We start from the raw sequence: 16,986 nt of genomic DNA on the forward strand, positions 1-16,986 counted from the left end.
ATATATGCGATATTTACAAATTAAAACTAGCAAGCTGAACTTGCGAAACTTAAATTACTTACCTTTGCACCGTCAAAGAGATAATGAATGTTGAATTGATAAAGAAAAGCGATGAATTTAGTGTAGGGCTAATTCAATGGCTTTTATAAAAGATAAAGTAACAAATGTGCAGTCACTCAAGGGATTAGAATAAACCGAAACAAAAGGTTCGATTCCTGGTGGCACCACAAAAGACCGCTAATTCTCAAGGAGTTAGCGGTCTTTTATTCAATTATACCCCTCCGAGTCACCACAAAAGTCACCACGCCCACGCTAACACATTGAAATATCGCTTATTATGCGTGTCAGAATAGTCGCATATCTTGTAGTGTAATAACTTAAATCGCTGATAATCAGTGTGTATTTCAAATTCATCTAAATCCGTTCAGCGTCATTCATCCCCACATCACCGCCTGATGACCCCAAACATTAACAGATTTTAACCATATTCCAGCAATAAAAATGTGGTGACCTCAGCCAAAATCTCGCCGGGTCACCACACCTTAGGGTTAAAATATCAAAATATTTTCGTAACTTTGCAGTCGGATAGGCCGTGGTCTGTCCAAACATTTTTGAATCAAAGAGGCGTTATGTCTTCTGCTTGTACGGATAAAGCGTAGGAAACTTACATCCAAGTATATGCAAGAGAAAGTCATGACAGTCTCCATGCCATACGGCGTGGAGCTGTTATTTCCACATCTTCATATACAGGTATTCCTACCACCTATCCGTAAAGGCGTGGCATAGCAGCCCACGCCTCTTTTTTATTTATGACTAAGTGGGCTTTTGGTCAGTTTTAAGTTGAGTATATGGCAATAATAGACGTTGTAAAATATCAAACGGTTGATGGTGAACTTTGTCATAAGTTCGACTCCGATGACCTGCGTATGGGTACTCAGCTTGTGGTACACCCAGCTCAAACAGCTTTCTTTGTAAAAGGAGGTGCCATCTGTGATGAATTTACTGCGGGAACATATAGAATTGATACTGAAAATATACCGATACTTAATAAGATTATAAACTTGCCTTTTGGCTCGGAATCTCCGTTCCAAGCCGAGGTATGGTTTATAAATCAAACAGCAAAACTCAATCTTCCCTGGGGCACTCCGCACCCAATTCAAATTGAAGATCCTCGGTATCATATTATTGTGCCTGTTCGAGCTCATGGTCAATATGGTATCCGTGTCACTAATCCCCGTATCTTCTTGGAAACTCTTATCGGCAGCATGGGGGCGTTTACATCTGAACAGATTGAACAATTTTATAAGGGCAGAATCATTTCCGCCCTAAACTCTTTGCTCGCGAGGCAAATTGTTACCAACGGCATATCAATTCTTGACATCAATACATTATTGTTGTCAATGTCTGATTCCATTAATGAGCAACTCAATCAACTGCTTGGGAAATACGGAGTTTCAATTATCGAATTTTCGATAATGTCAATTACTTTCCCTCAGGATGACGAAAGTGTTATTAAGCTAAAAAACGCCAAAGATCTTGCCGCGCGTCTTCGTATTACCGGACGCGATGTATACCAAATGGAACGTAGTTTCAACGTCCTTGAAGCCGCTGCTAACAATGATGGCGCAGGAGGTCAGATGATGGGGTTAGGCGTAGGTCTCGGAGCTGGGATGGGCGTGGGTAATGCAGCCGGTAATATTGCCGGCCAGTATCTAAACACCAATCCTCATGTGCCGCCCATCCCTCAGTCCGCTCCGACATACTATTTGCTGATAGATGGTCAACAAGTCCCCAATCTAACGACCGAGAGTATTTCGGCTTACATCTCAAGTGGTGTTGTCGATGGTTCCACGCTTGCGTGGACGATTGGAATGTCTGCTTGGCTTCCTATCTCTCAGATTCCGACATTAGCATCGTTAATCAATTCTATTACACCACCACCTTTGCCATAATATGAAACAAATATTCCCAATCTTATATGTCATCTTTCTGATGATAAATATCGTAGCCGGATTGATATTATCCTGCTATCCCATGTTCAATATGGGAATAAATACAGTTGTAATCTGCGTTGCAGCCTTGTTTTCCTACTGGGTCAACAAAGGGTCTTTTAAATCTGCATTTACAATATCTCTGGCTTTTATCATCCCGTTATTTACTTTAATAGAATTTATTATGGGACTATTAATGCCTTCTCAGTTAGAAGACAATTGGGGAATCATTGCTATCCTCTGTCTAATGGCATTTAATGGCTGTCTCATTTATGCCATTGCCAAACGTTCTGCAAATCAAGTCAAAAATAAACCCTCACAAGACTGTAAATCCTCATGAAACCACTTACCTGTGAAATGTGCGGAAGCACAAATATCCTTAAACAAGATGGTGTATTCGTATGTCAGTCATGCGGAACCAAATACTCCGTTGAAGAAGCCAAGAAAATGATGGTCGAAGGAGTTGTCAACATTGAAGGGAAAGTCAAGATTGATCAATCGGACAAAGTTCCAAACTTGTTGTCTCTTGCTCAGAATGCCATTGACAGTTTAAATGTTGATGAAGCGGAGTCATATGTTAAACGTATTCTTGAAATTGACTGCGACAATGCTCAGGCATGGTTTATTAAGATGAAAGCCATCGGATTATCCTCAAGTATTGACAACCTTAGAGTCACAGAGATAATATCTGCCGGAAAAAAGGCTATCGAAAAATCCAATGGAGAATTGGAAATAGACGTATACGGCTTCTATATAACAGTTCTCAACGTAAACCTTCAGTCGTTTACCGAGCAATTACAAAACACAGGGGCTTTAAAGCAGATATATGAACTGAATTGTATATCGAATCCATTTAAAGCATCAGAACTTACAGCCGATTCAGATGAAATATTTGCTTTTATAATGAGCCAATATGAATTGTTGCTGAGTTTACGCTATGTGATCCCGGATGATAAAGTCGCACATGAGGAACTTTCTTGCCTTGTAGGATTTGCGGCAAAAAACTGGATTAATTTCACGCAAGCTGTTAACGCTCGTTTTAACGTATTTAAATCGAATCTTAACGAAGAATCCGTTACGGAATTTCGCGCTATACTTAATAGAATCAAGCAGGGTCTTCCAAGCGGAAATCTTGACACGTTTAATGAGGAGCATATATCAAATCCATCTTCCGGACCGTGCTATGTTGCAACAGCGGTATATGGCTCTTACGATTGTCCCGAAGTTTGGACACTACGCAGATTCCGCGATTACACACTCGCCGAAACTTGGTATGGGCGCGCTTTCATACGCACCTACTATGCTGTTAGTCCGACCCTTGTAAAATGGGTTGGCAACACTGCAATCTTTAAGAGAATCTGTCTTGCTCTACTTGACGGACTTGTTCGTAAACTTCAAGTAAATGGCGTTGAATCTACGCCTTATAAAGACCGAATTTTTAAATAACCCCATAAAAATGATAATACCGTAAAACAAATATTTCAGCTATGGCAAACATAAACAGAATCATATATCTGATTGATGAATACCTCGAATCAAACAGATTAAATCATGTGGGGCCCAGTGAAGTCGCCGCCTATTTAGCTAAAAACGGGGCTTTGCCTTCCGACGGAGGAAAAACTTTACGCAAACACCTGCGAGATGGCAAAATTCCTAATGCAGAGCAACCCGGCGGTAAAAAACAATCATGGTATATCCGACATTCAAATTGTAAAAAAACATCGCTTTCCACCCCGGCACATACGTCAGAGACAGAAGTCATCATGACAAAAGTCCTGACATCCAGCGTTGTCACAGAGGGTCTTGCGCCCATCGCCGATTCAGAATCGGAATTTCTGATCTTAGGGACATTGCCGGGCAAAGTATCATTGGAGACACAATGTTACTATGCGAATCAGGGTAATCAATTCTGGAAAATCATGTCAAGTCTGTTTGACGAAAGTATACCACTCGCTTACGAAGACAGGCTACGATTTTTGGAGAAACACCATATCGCTTTGTGGGATGTGCTCAAATCAGCAGAAAGAATCAGTAGTCTCGATTCAGACATCAAAAACTTAACTATCAATGATATATTAGGGTTTATTTCAAAGCATCCAAATATTCGTGTCATCGGTCTAAACGGAGACAAAGCTTCAACTTATTTTAGAACATATATAAATATAGATGAACTACCGAAACATATACGTGTCGTTTCTCTCCCAAGTTCCAGTTCAACAAACACCCATTTTACGCTAGACGCTAAAATAGACCGCTGGGAAACGATTCTAAAACAATGAAGCCAACGAAGAACCGTGTATACTGCATTGGATGCAGACATCCAAAGATGCTCTTTGAAACTCAAGCAAAGGCAGATAATTTCATCAAGTTCAATCGAGATGAAATAGCCTCTTTGTCTGGGAAAGTCCCGTCCAGAAGCTACTACTGCTCATTTTGTTGTGCCTGGCATGTAACCAGCGTAGACAATGAGGGGGAAGCCGTGGCTAATGATATCCGTGATAAAAAAACTTGGTATAAGATTAGGGATTTGCGTAGGGATAAACTCCCACAAACATCTGAAGGGCAAAAACTTTCAGAAATGCTTGTTTTCGTCCATAGCCTGATACAAAAATGTCAAAGACAACTGTCTCTGACAAATCTCCCTGAAGCACTTAAACTATTTAAAGAAATAGTGCTCGATTTTTCAGTAATTGAAGATATGGCTTCAAGGCAGGGGGTTATATCGTCACGAATAGATCGAGTCAATGTCAAGATTAAAATGCTCCAAAACACTTTCGATATAATCGATGAATATGATATCGACAGCGACACACGCAAATTATTTTTAAGTAAATCAGACTCATCATATCATGAGTTGGCTACTAGATACCTACGAAACAAAGAAAAAAGGGAGAGCAAAAATTCGTCTAAATTATAAATAATCAGACATCAAATATTGGACAGGCATTTGTCATTGATAATTTTAACTAATTTAATCAGAGGCACCAAATAGTATCAAAGCAATGGCTTTGAATATGAGTATGCAATGGCTTGTAGGCAAAGAAAAATAGATATTGGACAGACTTTATGAGCTAAGAACGAAATTATTTCGTCGAACTATTACACAAAAAACAAAGTTAATCCACCGAAAGAAACGATTTTCTCTCGGTGGATTTTTGATTAGTGCAGTTTAGGACCTTTGCGTTGTTGCTTGGCTTTTTGCTCGTCCTTAAAGCGGCGTTTGGCTTCCTCAAAGCTCATGCCGGGGTGCATTTCAAGGAAGTGCTTGAAGTCGTCCGACATTCCTCTGTCGTGAGCGAAACATTGTTCTTCAGGAATGTTTCCACCGAGAGAAGGCGATGATAGGCGGATTCCGGCACTCGGCGATGACGATGCTGAGGATTGCTTTGCTGCCAGTTGTCGCAGGAAGGCTTCCGGAATCTTGTGGTAGGAGGGATATATACGGCTCATTACGGGTTCTCGTTTGTCGAAATCGAACCAAACCCAATGGTTGATTGGCACAACGCCTCCGGGGTCACAGATTCCGATGCTGATGAACTTGCCTTCCTGATATGCTTGTTGTTTAAGTCGGTCAATCTTTACGCCGCATATTATATCCGGCAATGGCGGTATAACAATAGGCTCCGGCTGCTTTGATTTAGGCTGTGACTGCCGTTGCGGTTTAGGTAGTGGTGCGGTTACGGGGTGAGTCTTTGCCGCTTGTTGTTTCTCTCGACGAGCCTTGAATTTCAATTCAAGATTCTCGCGGCTGAAAAAGGGATCGAGTTTCTTATACCAGAATTCATGTCTGCCTGTGCAGTAATACAGATTCGTTTTCCCTGATTGTCCGGTCTTTTCCTTGACCGTTATACCCTGCTGCTTAAGAGCAATGAGAAACGAGTTCCAGTCCTGAATCTCCGGACGGATGTACACTCCGGCTATATTGTGGACAAGCGGATAACGGATTTTATCTTTTCCCCGCAGTTTTGAAACATCTGTATTAAGTTTGCTCTTGCCCTGCGTGAGACGGTGCTTCAGATTGAGAGTCTTGCAGACGCGCTCATTCTTCTTGAAGTTGGTGGTTTGAGTCAGAATCTTTCCGTCATAGTCAACCCGGCTGAAAACGATATGACAGTGCGGATGTGCGTTCTTTGCGGAGCAAAGCGATTTCATCGATGAGTCAAAATGTCGTACCACTATGTACGGGGTATTGGTCAGCCCCATCTGCCTCATGTATTCCTGCGCCACCTCGGTCATAAGTTCGTCCGTCATCTTCGGAGCATCGTCTGGGTGAAAGTCGAGGGATATATGACCGACCGGGTCTTTTATAGGCTTACGTTGTCGTAACGGTCGGGCGATGTCGTCAGCCATAGCCTTGCGGCCTTCATATATCCTTATGTCGCCGGAGGAAGACAGGAGTTTCCAGTCTTTGGAAAGATGGTCGATTATATCCTCACCTTTATTACTCTCATATTTACTTTCATCGGCTTTCAGCCCTTTCGACTGCTCCTTATAGAGCTTTTCTTCGAGCTTGCGGCGGGTGACATAATCGACACATCCGCCAAAGCCTGAGCCGCTTATTATATATGCTATCATAGGAAATTAAGAACTTAATTTTGCGAAAAGTTCGCGGAATTGGCTGAGGCAGTATTGCACATCGCGGGTCATAGCATCGAGTCCTCGCTGATGGCAGAGGCGAAGGAGCTGGTTGAAATTGTTGCTCATGCCGGAGAGATTCCGGACGATTCTCATTTCTGATTCATCGAGGCGTGGAACAATGTGGGGATTGAGCGTCACCGAACGGATATATTCGCTGACATTTTTCATTCCCGTGCGCTTGACATTGGCAAGCAGGAGGGTGTTTTCAGCCTCGTTGTATCGCGTGTGCCGGACGTAGGACTGACGTTCTTCTTCCGGCAAGGCGGGGCGGCCGTTGCGGTGTCCTGCCTTGAGATTCGATTTGCGGGTCGGGGATTTCGGTTTCATTGGCGTGGGGGGATTGAGGGTTTGAAAATGGAGGGGCAAAGCGGATTCGGTACACCGGTGTACTGGTCCACCCAGTGTAATGGAGGGCGGCGAGGGGAGCAACATGGTTGCGACGATTTTTGTATCACAAAAATCTAACCTCGCTTAGCCCCTCCATTACACCTGTGGATGGATATCACCGCACCCTGAATCACATAGATTTCAAACGCTTAATTTCTCACCTGAGAGTTTACGGTTGATAAGTTCGCGGTTATCGTCAAAGAACGCTTTGAGAATGTTGATGACGATATGTGACGGTGCGAGATTCGGTACACCACTCACCCGTGCGAGTTTCTCCAGAGAGTCGCGAAGTTCGAGAGGAAGAAACACCGGTTTCTTTTCGCCGAGGCTGACGATGCGGAGATAGGTGTGTCTTAACGCATCGAAATCGGCATCCACCATTTTGGCACTGACGCGCGATTTCTTTGACTGTTCCACGGTGTCGGTCTGCTCATCCTCTACCAGTATGTCAGACTGTTTTCCGGTTGTCAAATCCTCGGATACGGTCTTGTGTTCGCTCTCAGAGTCGCTTGGAGGTGTATCTTTTGGCATAGCCTCCAGCCTCTCTTCCGCTTCGGTTTTTGAAGATGACTTTGCTTTTTTCGGCGGTGTAACCGTTGTATCGGTGCACTGGTGTTACTGTTCAACCATATCTTTCGGCTTTCGAGTCCCTGATGCCTTGCCTCGCTGAGGCTCTGATTGGTCAGAGCTTTGATTGCATGACTGATTAGTCAGCTTGGCATTTTTGAATCTCTTGAACTCCTCGCCATACTCGCGGATGAACTCTTCGAGATTTGCAGGTTCCCATCTGACCGCACAAGGATTTAATTCCATGCCGGGAAACGGAGGCTTGCCATCATCGACGTTCCACGGTAATGAGTATTCGTTCATGAGAATCTCAGTCCTTCTGAGTTGTTCTGCTTCTGCTTTGGAATTTTCCTCTTCTTGTCGGAGAAATTCCTCGGCATCGAACTTTTTGGTTGTTCTTGATTCTCTCTTGGGCGCAGTCTGAGTCGCGCCCGCCCGATTGGCGTACTGACGCGCCTCGGACTCTGTGCCGATAATCGTAGGCTCGGCAAACCTATCTGGATTTGATTTAGCCATATCATTCTGGAATTGTGGCCGCTGAGAGAAAATCCCGGCGACCGGGTGAGGTGTTGAATTTGATAAACTGATGAATTGAGTGAGTATCTACTATTATCTCAGTGTGTTATCTATTCATCATTGTTTCATCACTATTTTACGGGCGGTGAGACGAAAATTTTGGCGAGGGAAAAGAGAGATTGCATATTCTCTCGGTGCCACACATTTTTTCTCATTGCCTTTCATCCTTTGATGAAGTCTTGATGAATAACCGATGAGAAGAAAATGCACTGAAAAACAATAGTCTGTCTCTCTTTTCATCAGTTCATCAAATTTCAACGAGAAAAAATTATAAATTCTCTAACATCTGCCGGGTGACGGTGTAGTAGCGTCCGCAACGGCGGGTCTCGACGTATGTTTCTTCGTTAAGGAACATACCGACGGTGTAGGTCGTATAGCAGAACGAGTTGGAGGCAGGTCTGAGCTTCCAGCAGTCCTGCACCACCTTCCGGAGCTGGCTACGGTCAGCCTTGACCTGACGGTATCCGAATAAACTCAGGATGTCGTTGAAGCAGAAATCAACCTCGTCGATTTTGCGCGAGTCCATTATCTCGGTCAGCAGCTCGGCAAGCTCCAGCTCCACACGGTTGCGGTTGGCGCGGATGATTTTCTGCAATGCCTCGGTGTCGAGCAGCTCGGGATTGAACCACATGCGGCTTTCCTCGGCGGTTATCAGCTGCCGATAGGTCAGGGCATGGAGAAATGCCGGTATCTCGTAGCGGATTTTCTCCAGAAACGTGGTGTCGTCGGTGGTAAGCCTCGGAACCTTCCGCACCCAGTAGCGTGTCTCGCCGGGGTCGATGACCACGGGGAGATACTCGTTGTTGGAGCACAGCACGAATTTGGCGAAGAAACTCACCTCCTCGCGGTCGCGTCCTTTTGCCTCCATCTTGTAGTTGTAGGTGGTGCTGAGGTTTTTCAGACGCTCGGAGTCCTCGCGCTTGTTGAGCAGCACCTCGTCCACTACGATTACCAGCTTGCCGTTCCAATCATCGTTGAACTGGCTGCGGAAGTTTTCGTTGGTGTTGAACGTGACATTAGCCTCAAAGAGTAGTTTTAGGAAATTGAGAAAGGTGGATTTTCCGGTGTTGCGCTCCTCCGACACCAAGAGCAGAATCGGGAGCTTTTGCAACGGCATGGTGTAGAGGATTTGCAGGTAGTCAAGGCCGAGGCTGTACTGGTCGCCGAAGATGTGGCGCACGAGCGATTCGATACACGGCCATTCTCCTTCGGCGGGGATATGGCTGAGTGACGAATACTTGTTCTTGAAACTGCCCACAACGGGCTGATAGTCCAGATGGGAGGGAACACAGCAGAAGCCGTCGTATTTTGGCACGTTGGCGAGAAAGTCCTTGCCGTAGTCCTGACGGATTGCCTCGATTGTCCACGGTATGCTGCGCTCGATGAGTTGTCCGGCGGCGTTTGGCTGTCGGACAATCTTGTAGTAGGTGGTGCCGATGCGCTCAAAGCGGTCTTCGGCGGGAGGTGTAACTGTTACGTCTTCCATCGGCTCAGTCATCGTTAGAGGGGTTGATAATAGAGTTAACTTCCCGCAGGCTGTAGCGGGTGCTTCCGTTCACCTTGAATGGGTGTAGTCTGCCGTCTTTGGTCATGTTATAGACCGTGGTCTCGCAGACGCCGAGCCGCTCGGCAACCTCTTTCTTGGTGATTGATTTGTCCTGCTCCGCCTCCATGTAGAGGGGGAGCAGACGCTCGCGGGTGGCTTCGATTGTGTCCACCACAAGCTGATGGAGATCAGAGAGGCGGACGTTGAGGAGGATATTTGGAGAGTCAGGGTCGAGTGCTGACGCCTGAAGGAGGTCGAAAAGATTCAATTTCATCTGAGGGAAATGAATTTGAAAAGTTATATCGCCGAGTAACTTACATCACCCACAGCCCCGGCGACGAAAGAGGTTGCGGTGACGTGTCCCCGAAAGGACATAGGAAGGGCTGTCGGCTATGTATCGTTAAAGCCGACGGTTGTTGCTGCCGGCCTGTCAGGGTCGGCAGAGGGCGTAGTTCACCCTTTCCCACATCGCACCGAAAGGCAACGACATGAGGGCATCTGTTCCTTATACGGGACAGATACAAAGGCGGTTGTGTCTTACTTTGCAATAAGGTAAGGCATACGCGTTTTTCTTCTTTTTAATTGATTGTTTTTGACGTACAGATTCTGTACGGGCACAGTTATGGCTGTCGCAAAATTCAGCTCGTATAGGCTCTATGACAGTTTATGTCTGCGCCGTTCTTTTTTCTTCTGCCGTTGTTCCGCGCATTTAATCCGTTGAGCATCGCTTCCTTAGTGCGAGTTGATATCGGGTTAAACCGTTGCGGTTCGTTCCGCATTCAACGGCGGGCTTTTCATAGTGGTTCCGGATTCCGAGTCCGGTCTTCTGATCAGGTACCTCGTTATTATTGTTACAGTGTCAATATCGGGCATGGCATCCGTCGGGGAGCATCGTTCCTGTTCCAGTCTATAAAGCTGAACGTGTCGCTTAAGGCGTGCGCTGCCTTCAATCGTTACATAAAGATAACAAAATTTTCCGAGATTTCCAAATCTGCACAATCTCCCGTCGGCGGTTGACATTGTCGGCTATCGGGTGTGTATGATGTAGGTGTATGTCGATAGCGTCCACAAATGTCATGCCTGAACATGGGCACCGATTTTTTCGCAAGGTATTGCGCATCCGGTTGCGAAGTTCAGGCACACACCTCCGGGTGTTGTGCGTCGATTGTCCGCCCCATCGGGGTCGGCTCATAGAGAGTCAGCCCACTCTTGGGCTGCGGGTTATGTCTGCGGCGGATAAGGGCGCAACCGTCACGGCAGAGCAATCTGAGGCTCCGCTATGGTCGTGAAATTTGCCACCGCAACTTTCCTAACAAAGCTTTGTTCAAAAAAGTTCACGATTCGATGAAAAAAGTCATCCATAGCCAAAAGTAGTGCATGAGCGGTCATTACGCCCCGCTGGCTCTGGACTATTTTCATCTTTTCAGCGGCAAAGATAGAATGGAATTTTCAATCCCGCCAAATATTTTCCGCCGGATATAGCACAAGGTTGTACATGTATATCGGGATATACAACCGGTATGGCGATGGTTGCCTCTTGATTCCCCGTCAAAGATAATACCACCTCAACGGACTTTCCAAATTACTCCGGGCCTGGTTCCCGTTATTCCGTTTTGGGTATCTCCTTTTCCCTTTCGAGTACCCCTTGCCCTCCAAATATGCTTATAATCCCCCAAAACTATACTTTTTGACCCACTTTTTTGGGGGATTATAACGAGGTTTTACAATTCTTTTGCCCTTTCTTTTGCCGTTTATTGATAGCCCAAATATATTGAATAGCAGTTGATTGTGGTTTATAATCTTTGAAAAAGACACAGATTTACGGGTATCTTTTGCCCTCTCCTTGCCCTTAGCTCATCATTTCAAAGCTGATTCAATTTGCATTTGCTCTTCAATATATTCAAGCATGGCATCGTCGGCATTTAGAACTCTTGCCATTGAGACAGGAGAAATGACATTTGTTCCATTAGTGCGACGGTTTGCTTCTTCCCAAGCTTCATCATGAGACTTTCTCATGAGCTGTCCGAAGGTCAATGATTTATTTTCCTCAATTGACTGCTCCAATGCCTCAATCTCTGACTTGGCGAGATACTTCAAATCTGCCTCGCGTTTAGGAAGAAGGACATCAGGAGCATCCTCTCCAGCATACTGGATAACCTCGGACAATTCTTCCGAAAGAATCATCTGCGGGTGATTTAGTTCCTTTACCGCATCATACAGGTGAGTGGGAACCGGACCATATTTCAATGCGCAAAACTCATCAGGCACAAAGCCGCTGCCCCATTTCGCCAGATGCTTCATCTCCGCGAAATAGAGAATCTTGAAAGCATGGTAGAAATCAACACCACCAGTCTTGTCAAGAATAAACAGAATTAACTCTGAGAGTTTCTTACGGTCGTGACTCGTCATTTATTATGTCACTTGTTCATCCACAAAGCGGCAAATTCATCCGCTTCCTTTTCTTTTTCCGGATCTTTGTCTCCGTAATTGACATTCTCCATAAAGATGTCTTTCTTGCCATGCAGCAAGATATGACCTATCTCATGGAAGAGTGTATTCCAGAAATCATCTTCATTTTCAAACTTCTTGGCAAGTTGTATACAAGGAACTCCATAGATGTATCTTGCACATCCTTTTACGGGTGCGGATGAAAGCGTTTCAGTGAAAATCATCTTGACTCCGGCGTTGCCAAGTAGAGAAGCCAATACCTCTTGATGGTTGGAGGCTTCGGATTTTCGGATTTCAACAATATCATTAAGAATGCTTCGGAGAAGTTTGGCTGTATATTTTGCCTCAATGGATATTTCTCCAGCCTGTATTTCGCCCTGTCGCAGCCAAGCGGAAAGAGCGTATGGATCACAAGCTTCGGCAAGAGTGATACTGAACGCTACGCGAAGTCGCTGATTGAGGTAAAAATCTTCCCATCCTTTTGGGGAGCTTACGGCAAAGAATGTACACAAGGTGTCGACAATATTCTTCTCGTCACCATGAGTGTCATTTATACCCGAAAACCATCCGAGACTTGAGATTTCTGCATAAGGAAACTTTTTTGCCCACCGCATACCCTCTTTAAGCGTTTTTTCTCTCTTCTTGCGGGCTATGAACTCATCGTAGCTCTTTTGATGGCGAAGCCACATGTGTGCAGGTATTTTGGTTACCATTTCAAATGCGACTGCCATATCAGGGGTTATGGAACTCTTGCCTTTTAAGACTGCTATAATAGTCTTTTCGGGTTTGGAAACCCTCGTGGCAAATTCCTTCACTCCCATACCCATCTCTTGTAACTTTTCATCAAGAGTCTCGCCGGGGTGATAAACGACCGGCAACTTTGCAGGGTCGAAAAACGGTCTTGTCTGTGCCATATCTTTATTTGCCATGATAGTTTGTAATCTCGATAACTTCGACGCCTTTGATTTCCAGCCAGACATATCTACCCGAGGCATCGGTCGGTATAGGGTCTTCGTGTGGCTCGAATATCAAGCGGTAGGGGTGGTCAAGGTCACATGCCCACTGACCTTTCCTGTCTGCCTTCAATTCGTGAAAATTGCCGGGTATATTCCTTACATCTTCAAGAGTCGTAGCGTTAATCAAAGCTCCTAATCTCGTGAGGAACAATTTTGTTCTTAACGGCCCGAGCTCTCTCGTCAACTTGGAAGGGTTGTCCAGCAATTTTTCGAGCTTTTTATTTTGAAACGAAATATTCACTCTCTTTGTTTAATTGGTTCACACATGCTGTAAGTCATTTCATGTGCAAAATTATAAAATTATTTTTGATTACACAAACTGTAAGTGATTTAATTTACCACATATCATTCTCTTTCTTCGACATGGCGGCGATTTCGTCGGCTATCTCCTCGGATGATAGCTTGATGTAGTCCATGAAGGTCTTTTGAGTCTTGTGGCCGCTGACGTGCATCATCTGGAGAATGGTGTACCTGTGACTGAGGTACATATTCGTGATGCCGGTGCGTCGGGCGGTGTGGCTCGTCACACACTCATAGCGCGGCACAATCACGTTGCCGTTGAGGTCGGTCTCCGGTTCCTTCTTCTCTTTTCTCAACGCCTCCTTCTGTTTCATTGTGAGCTTGGTCGGCACCTTCTCTTTCAGTGACGGCAACTGCTCTGAAAGGTCTTTGAGAATATCCTTTATGTAGCGGTTCAGCACCTGCTCGTTGGCTTTCGGAATGTTGTAGCCATATTTCTCGCAGATGGTGATTAGGTTCTCGTTGAGAATAGGTATGGTAACCTCAGTTTTGGTCTTCTGCTGGACAAGTCGGATTATGCGCGTCCCCTTGCGGGTAGTCTCGAAATTATCAGCGTTAAGGTTGTTGTAATCGCTCACTCGCTGACAGGTATAGCAGCCGATGAGAAAAACATCGCGTATGTGCTCCTTCTTCCCTGTCAACGGCATTTCGTAGAGGGCCAGCAATTCCTCCTCGGTAAGATAGATCTCGACAGCCTTGTCACGGTCTTCAATCTTCTTCTTGACAATTAGCGCGGCTGCTCTCTGATTATCATGTACGCCGTCAATGAAGGCGGCATTGATAAGAGCCTTCAGGTTTGTCAGATGCTTGTTGACAACCTTTGCCATGTAACCGTGCTTCTGCAAATAGTTGATGTAGCGCGACACAAACGCACGGTCAATATCCGCCCACCCGAATTTGTGCAATGGGTCAAAACCTTCATAGACACCGATAAAACTTTTCCATGCCTTGCAGGTGCCGGGGGCATAGTCGTCACTGCCAATCTTTCGCGCCCCGCTCTTGATGTCATCGACAAACTGAACGAGGAACGGCCAGATAAGGCGGTTCTTTTCGTCCTCGATGCGCTTCTTTTCCTCGGCTTTCTTGCGGGCTTTTTCTTTCGCCGCCTCACGTTTGGCGATAGCCTTACGCTCGGCCTCGGCGGCTTCCTCCATCGCCCGGCGTTCAGCCTCTACCTTCTCCGGCTCGGAGATAAAGCGCACATCCATGTCGAGAGCCTCGCGGTCAAAATTCACCTTTGTAAGATGAGCCTTGACGATGCCTTCAATCTGCGTCAGCTTGGCGTGCAACTGATAATTCTTCTTCTGATGCGCCAGCCATGCGCGAGGCGATGCCGTAGCCTTCTGCCAGTCGGCAACCTCAACCTGAAGCAGGGTAGAAACAAGCACGTCAACCTTGCGGGTATGGATACGGATAAAGAGAGTCGCGGTATCCTTCTTCAAATCCTTGGTGCGGACATGAAACGGGGTCAATTTCTTCGGAGAGGGTGATTTTGTCATATCTTCGATGTTATAAATTTCTGAATGGTGGCGTTTGCATTCGTTCACAATCAGCCACTTTGGTTCTGCAAATATAACAACCCAAACCGCAATTTGTCAAGTCGGGTCACCACGCAGGTCACCACGTTTTTTGAATAAATCTGAAAATCGGCAAAATTCATCAAAGTCCATATTATGCTATTATTCACTATTTTGCCTAAACAAACCATTCAAATTCATTCGTATTCATTCAGAAACTCAGGTTCTGGTGGCACCACTTAGAAGAAAAGCAAAAGACAGTAAAATCCTGATTTCCAAACGAAATCGGGATTTTTTGTTTTCCGAGAGGACGCAAAAAACGGCAGAATATTACCGTTATTGGTGTTCCAAAAGGTGGAGCAAAAGAGGTGGAGCGTAAATCTCCACCGAATAAGATTACTTCTCTCTGATTTGCAACATTTTGCGTATCAAGAAAGCGTGCATGGTTTCCTACTTTTGTACAACGAAAAACTGTAGGAACATGAAAAGAGACTCATTCAACGTGCTTTTCTTTATCAAGAAAGCCAAACTGCTGAAAAACGGGGAAGCCTCCGTATGTATGCGTATCACCGTGAACGGTGTGCGAGTGGAAAACAATATCCGCAAAAGCATTGAACCAGCCTTGTGGAATCAGGCGAAGGAGTGCGCCAAAGGCAAAAGCCGAAAATCCTGCGACTTGAATGTTTATATCGAGGATGCAAGAATCAAACTCCACCAGACTTTCAATGAACTGGAAGAACAAGGGCAGTTCATCACCGCCCGCCTGTTGCAGAAAAAGTTCTTCGGACAAGACCAAGCACCGGAAGTTGTCCGTACACTTATTCAAACTATCCAAGAACATAACGACCAATGCCGTGAACTTGTCGGAAAGGACTATGCCCTGATTACCGTCCGCCGTTATGAAAGTTGTAAGCGTTATCTTGCAGAACTTATCAAACTGAAATACGGCAAGGAGGATTTGCCATTATCGGAAGTCAATGGAGAGCTGGTACGCTCTTTTGAATTCTACCTCAAAACAGAGAAGGAGTGCCAGCAGAATACGGTTATCCGTTACATGAAGTGCTTGAAGAAGATAACCAATCTTGCGCTTGCTAACGAATGGATTACCAAAGACCCGTTCATCGGCATCAAGTTTCATGAGAAAGAGGTTATCCGTGAGTTCTTGACAATGGACGAACTGCTCACTATCTATCACAAGGAGTTTCCGTTAGAGCGTATCACTATTGTCCGTGATGTCTTCATCTTTGCAGCGTTCACGGGGTTAGCTTTTATAGACGTGCAACAACTGTCACCGGAACATATCGTAGAAGACTCCAATGGCAACCTATGGATTCGCAAGCCTCGTCAAAAGACGAAGAACATGTGCAACATTCCTTTACTTGATATTCCATTGGAGATTCTCCGTAAATATGCGGAACATCCAGCTTGCCAAAAGAAAAACAGACTGCTGCCAGTCCCCTGCAATCAGAAGATGAACAGCTATCTGAAAGAAATTGCAGACTTATGTCTGATAAACAAGACCTTGACCACACATGTAGCCCGGCACTCGTATGCGACCTCTGTATGTCTCGCCAACGGTGTGAGCATAGAAAATGTGGCAAAAATGCTCGGCCATTCCAATATAAAAATGACGCAGCACTATGCACGTGTGTTGGATTCCTCCATTTTGCGCGATATGAATAATGTAAAGAACATAATGTCTAAAGTTATGCGATAGATATGGATAGAGGAATAATAACAATCAGTGAAACGGGTGTAGTCATTATGCCAACAGCACCCATATGGATGACACAATTTGAGATAGCCGACCTGTTCGGGATGTTCTCATTCGATGTCCGCAAGGCGATTCATGCTATTTACAAGAACAAGGAACTGAATGAAGCCAAAACAATGAGACATATTAAACGACCGGACGGTATCAGTTATGACGTTTATGATATTGAAATGATTATAGCCGTTGCATTCAGGATATGCAGTAAAGAGAGTGTCTTGTTCAGACG

Annotated in this window: 17 protein-coding genes; 7 read left to right on the forward strand and 10 right to left on the reverse strand. The window is 45.2% G+C overall.

From position 1 onward, the window contains the following. Positions 1-848 precede the first annotated feature (848 nt). The 5 genes from E5355_RS17830 (at position 849) to E5355_RS17850 (ending at position 4,908) form a co-directional block, all read left to right on the forward strand. A complete protein-coding gene (locus E5355_RS17830; protein ID WP_124030362.1) occupies positions 849-1,952 on the forward strand; it encodes an SPFH domain-containing protein in 1,104 nt (367 codons plus the stop codon). A gap of 91 nt (positions 1,953-2,043) precedes the next feature. After that, on the forward strand, positions 2,044-2,331 hold the full coding sequence (locus E5355_RS17835) for a hypothetical protein (RefSeq protein ID WP_124030361.1): 288 nt from the start codon (positions 2,044-2,046) through the stop codon (positions 2,329-2,331). Continuing rightward, complete coding sequence (locus E5355_RS17840) at positions 2,328-3,437, forward strand: CFI-box-CTERM domain-containing protein (protein ID WP_123400109.1); 1,110 nt, start codon at positions 2,328-2,330, stop codon at positions 3,435-3,437. The genes E5355_RS17835 and E5355_RS17840 overlap by 4 nt, the downstream gene beginning before the upstream one ends. A 41-nt stretch (positions 3,438-3,478) precedes the next feature. Then, on the forward strand, positions 3,479-4,270 hold the full coding sequence (locus tag E5355_RS17845) for a DNA-deoxyinosine glycosylase (RefSeq protein ID WP_136011399.1): 792 nt from the start codon (positions 3,479-3,481) through the stop codon (positions 4,268-4,270). Further along, positions 4,267-4,908 (forward strand): hypothetical protein, encoded by a 642-nt coding sequence (locus E5355_RS17850; RefSeq protein ID WP_123611179.1) that lies wholly within the window; start codon positions 4,267-4,269, stop codon positions 4,906-4,908. Before E5355_RS17845 ends, E5355_RS17850 begins: the two co-directional genes overlap by 4 nt. A 242-nt stretch (positions 4,909-5,150) precedes the next feature. Here the strand turns inward: E5355_RS17850 and E5355_RS17855 are convergent, their stop codons facing one another. The 10 genes from E5355_RS17855 to E5355_RS17900 all read right to left on the reverse strand — a co-directional run bounded on the left by E5355_RS17855 (position 5,151) and on the right by E5355_RS17900 (position 14,968). After that, on the reverse strand, positions 5,151-6,566 hold the full coding sequence (locus E5355_RS17855; protein ID WP_136011400.1) for a relaxase/mobilization nuclease domain-containing protein: 1,416 nt from the start codon (positions 6,564-6,566) through the stop codon (positions 5,151-5,153). 6 nt (positions 6,567-6,572) lie between these two features. Further along, positions 6,573-6,956, reverse strand: coding sequence for a plasmid mobilization protein (locus tag E5355_RS17860; protein WP_136011401.1), 384 nt, complete (start codon positions 6,954-6,956; stop codon positions 6,573-6,575). 201 nt (positions 6,957-7,157) lie between these two features. Next, positions 7,158-7,547 (reverse strand): DUF3408 domain-containing protein, encoded by a 390-nt coding sequence (locus E5355_RS17865; protein WP_136011402.1) that lies wholly within the window; start codon positions 7,545-7,547, stop codon positions 7,158-7,160. A gap of 84 nt (positions 7,548-7,631) precedes the next feature. Continuing rightward, positions 7,632-8,099 (reverse strand): hypothetical protein, encoded by a 468-nt coding sequence (locus E5355_RS17870; protein ID WP_136011403.1) that lies wholly within the window; start codon positions 8,097-8,099, stop codon positions 7,632-7,634. A 328-nt stretch (positions 8,100-8,427) separates the two neighbouring features. After that, complete coding sequence (locus tag E5355_RS17875; protein ID WP_246866993.1) at positions 8,428-9,645, reverse strand: primase-helicase family protein; 1,218 nt, start codon at positions 9,643-9,645, stop codon at positions 8,428-8,430. 4 nt (positions 9,646-9,649) lie between these two features. Continuing rightward, positions 9,650-9,880, reverse strand: coding sequence for a helix-turn-helix transcriptional regulator (locus E5355_RS17880; RefSeq protein ID WP_168354381.1), 231 nt, complete (start codon positions 9,878-9,880; stop codon positions 9,650-9,652). A 1,682-nt stretch (positions 9,881-11,562) separates the two neighbouring features. After that, entirely contained in the window at positions 11,563-12,114 is a 552-nt protein-coding gene (locus E5355_RS17885; protein WP_136011405.1) for a Panacea domain-containing protein, read from the reverse strand. A gap of 8 nt (positions 12,115-12,122) precedes the next feature. After that, positions 12,123-13,067, reverse strand: a complete 945-nt coding sequence (locus tag E5355_RS17890) for a HigA family addiction module antitoxin (protein WP_168354382.1) — start codon at positions 13,065-13,067, stop codon at positions 12,123-12,125. Between the two features lie 4 nt (positions 13,068-13,071). Beyond that, complete coding sequence (locus E5355_RS17895) at positions 13,072-13,296, reverse strand: type II toxin-antitoxin system RelE/ParE family toxin (protein ID WP_419178346.1); 225 nt, start codon at positions 13,294-13,296, stop codon at positions 13,072-13,074. A gap of 208 nt (positions 13,297-13,504) precedes the next feature. Then, complete coding sequence (locus E5355_RS17900; RefSeq protein WP_136011408.1) at positions 13,505-14,968, reverse strand: tyrosine-type recombinase/integrase; 1,464 nt, start codon at positions 14,966-14,968, stop codon at positions 13,505-13,507. A gap of 499 nt (positions 14,969-15,467) precedes the next feature. On the opposite strand from E5355_RS17900, the gene E5355_RS17905 reads away from it, so the two are divergent. Both E5355_RS17905 and E5355_RS17910 read left to right on the forward strand, forming a co-directional pair. Next, complete coding sequence (locus tag E5355_RS17905; protein ID WP_136011409.1) at positions 15,468-16,703, forward strand: site-specific integrase; 1,236 nt, start codon at positions 15,468-15,470, stop codon at positions 16,701-16,703. Positions 16,704-16,705: 2 nt separating this feature from the next. Continuing rightward, the coding region (locus E5355_RS17910) for a hypothetical protein (RefSeq protein ID WP_136011410.1) at positions 16,706-16,986 on the forward strand (281 nt) is incomplete at its 3' end.

Origin of the sequence: Bacteroides muris (ex Afrizal et al. 2022), assembly GCF_004793475.1 — a bacterium.
Lineage (GTDB): Bacteria > Bacteroidota > Bacteroidia > Bacteroidales > Bacteroidaceae > Bacteroides > Bacteroides muris.

Coding starts and splice junctions, on each gene's coding strand:
- E5355_RS17830 (WP_124030362.1), top strand. CDS start 849: ATGGCAATAATAGACGTTGTAAAATATCAAACGGTTGATGGTGAACTT.
- E5355_RS17835 (WP_124030361.1), top strand. CDS start 2,044: ATGGGAATAAATACAGTTGTAATCTGCGTTGCAGCCTTGTTTTCCTAC.
- E5355_RS17840 (WP_123400109.1), top strand. CDS start 2,328: ATGAAACCACTTACCTGTGAAATGTGCGGAAGCACAAATATCCTTAAA.
- E5355_RS17845 (WP_136011399.1), top strand. CDS start 3,479: ATGGCAAACATAAACAGAATCATATATCTGATTGATGAATACCTCGAA.
- E5355_RS17850 (WP_123611179.1), top strand. CDS start 4,267: ATGAAGCCAACGAAGAACCGTGTATACTGCATTGGATGCAGACATCCA.
- E5355_RS17855 (WP_136011400.1), bottom strand. CDS start 6,566: ATGATAGCATATATAATAAGCGGCTCAGGCTTTGGCGGATGTGTCGAT.
- E5355_RS17860 (WP_136011401.1), bottom strand. CDS start 6,956: ATGAAACCGAAATCCCCGACCCGCAAATCGAATCTCAAGGCAGGACAC.
- E5355_RS17865 (WP_136011402.1), bottom strand. CDS start 7,547: ATGCCAAAAGATACACCTCCAAGCGACTCTGAGAGCGAACACAAGACC.
- E5355_RS17870 (WP_136011403.1), bottom strand. CDS start 8,099: ATGGCTAAATCAAATCCAGATAGGTTTGCCGAGCCTACGATTATCGGC.
- E5355_RS17875 (WP_246866993.1), bottom strand. CDS start 9,645: ATGGAAGACGTAACAGTTACACCTCCCGCCGAAGACCGCTTTGAGCGC.
- E5355_RS17885 (WP_136011405.1), bottom strand. CDS start 12,114: ATGACGAGTCACGACCGTAAGAAACTCTCAGAGTTAATTCTGTTTATT.
- E5355_RS17890 (WP_168354382.1), bottom strand. CDS start 13,067: ATGGCACAGACAAGACCGTTTTTCGACCCTGCAAAGTTGCCGGTCGTT.
- E5355_RS17900 (WP_136011408.1), bottom strand. CDS start 14,968: ATGACAAAATCACCCTCTCCGAAGAAATTGACCCCGTTTCATGTCCGC.
- E5355_RS17905 (WP_136011409.1), top strand. CDS start 15,468: ATGAAAAGAGACTCATTCAACGTGCTTTTCTTTATCAAGAAAGCCAAA.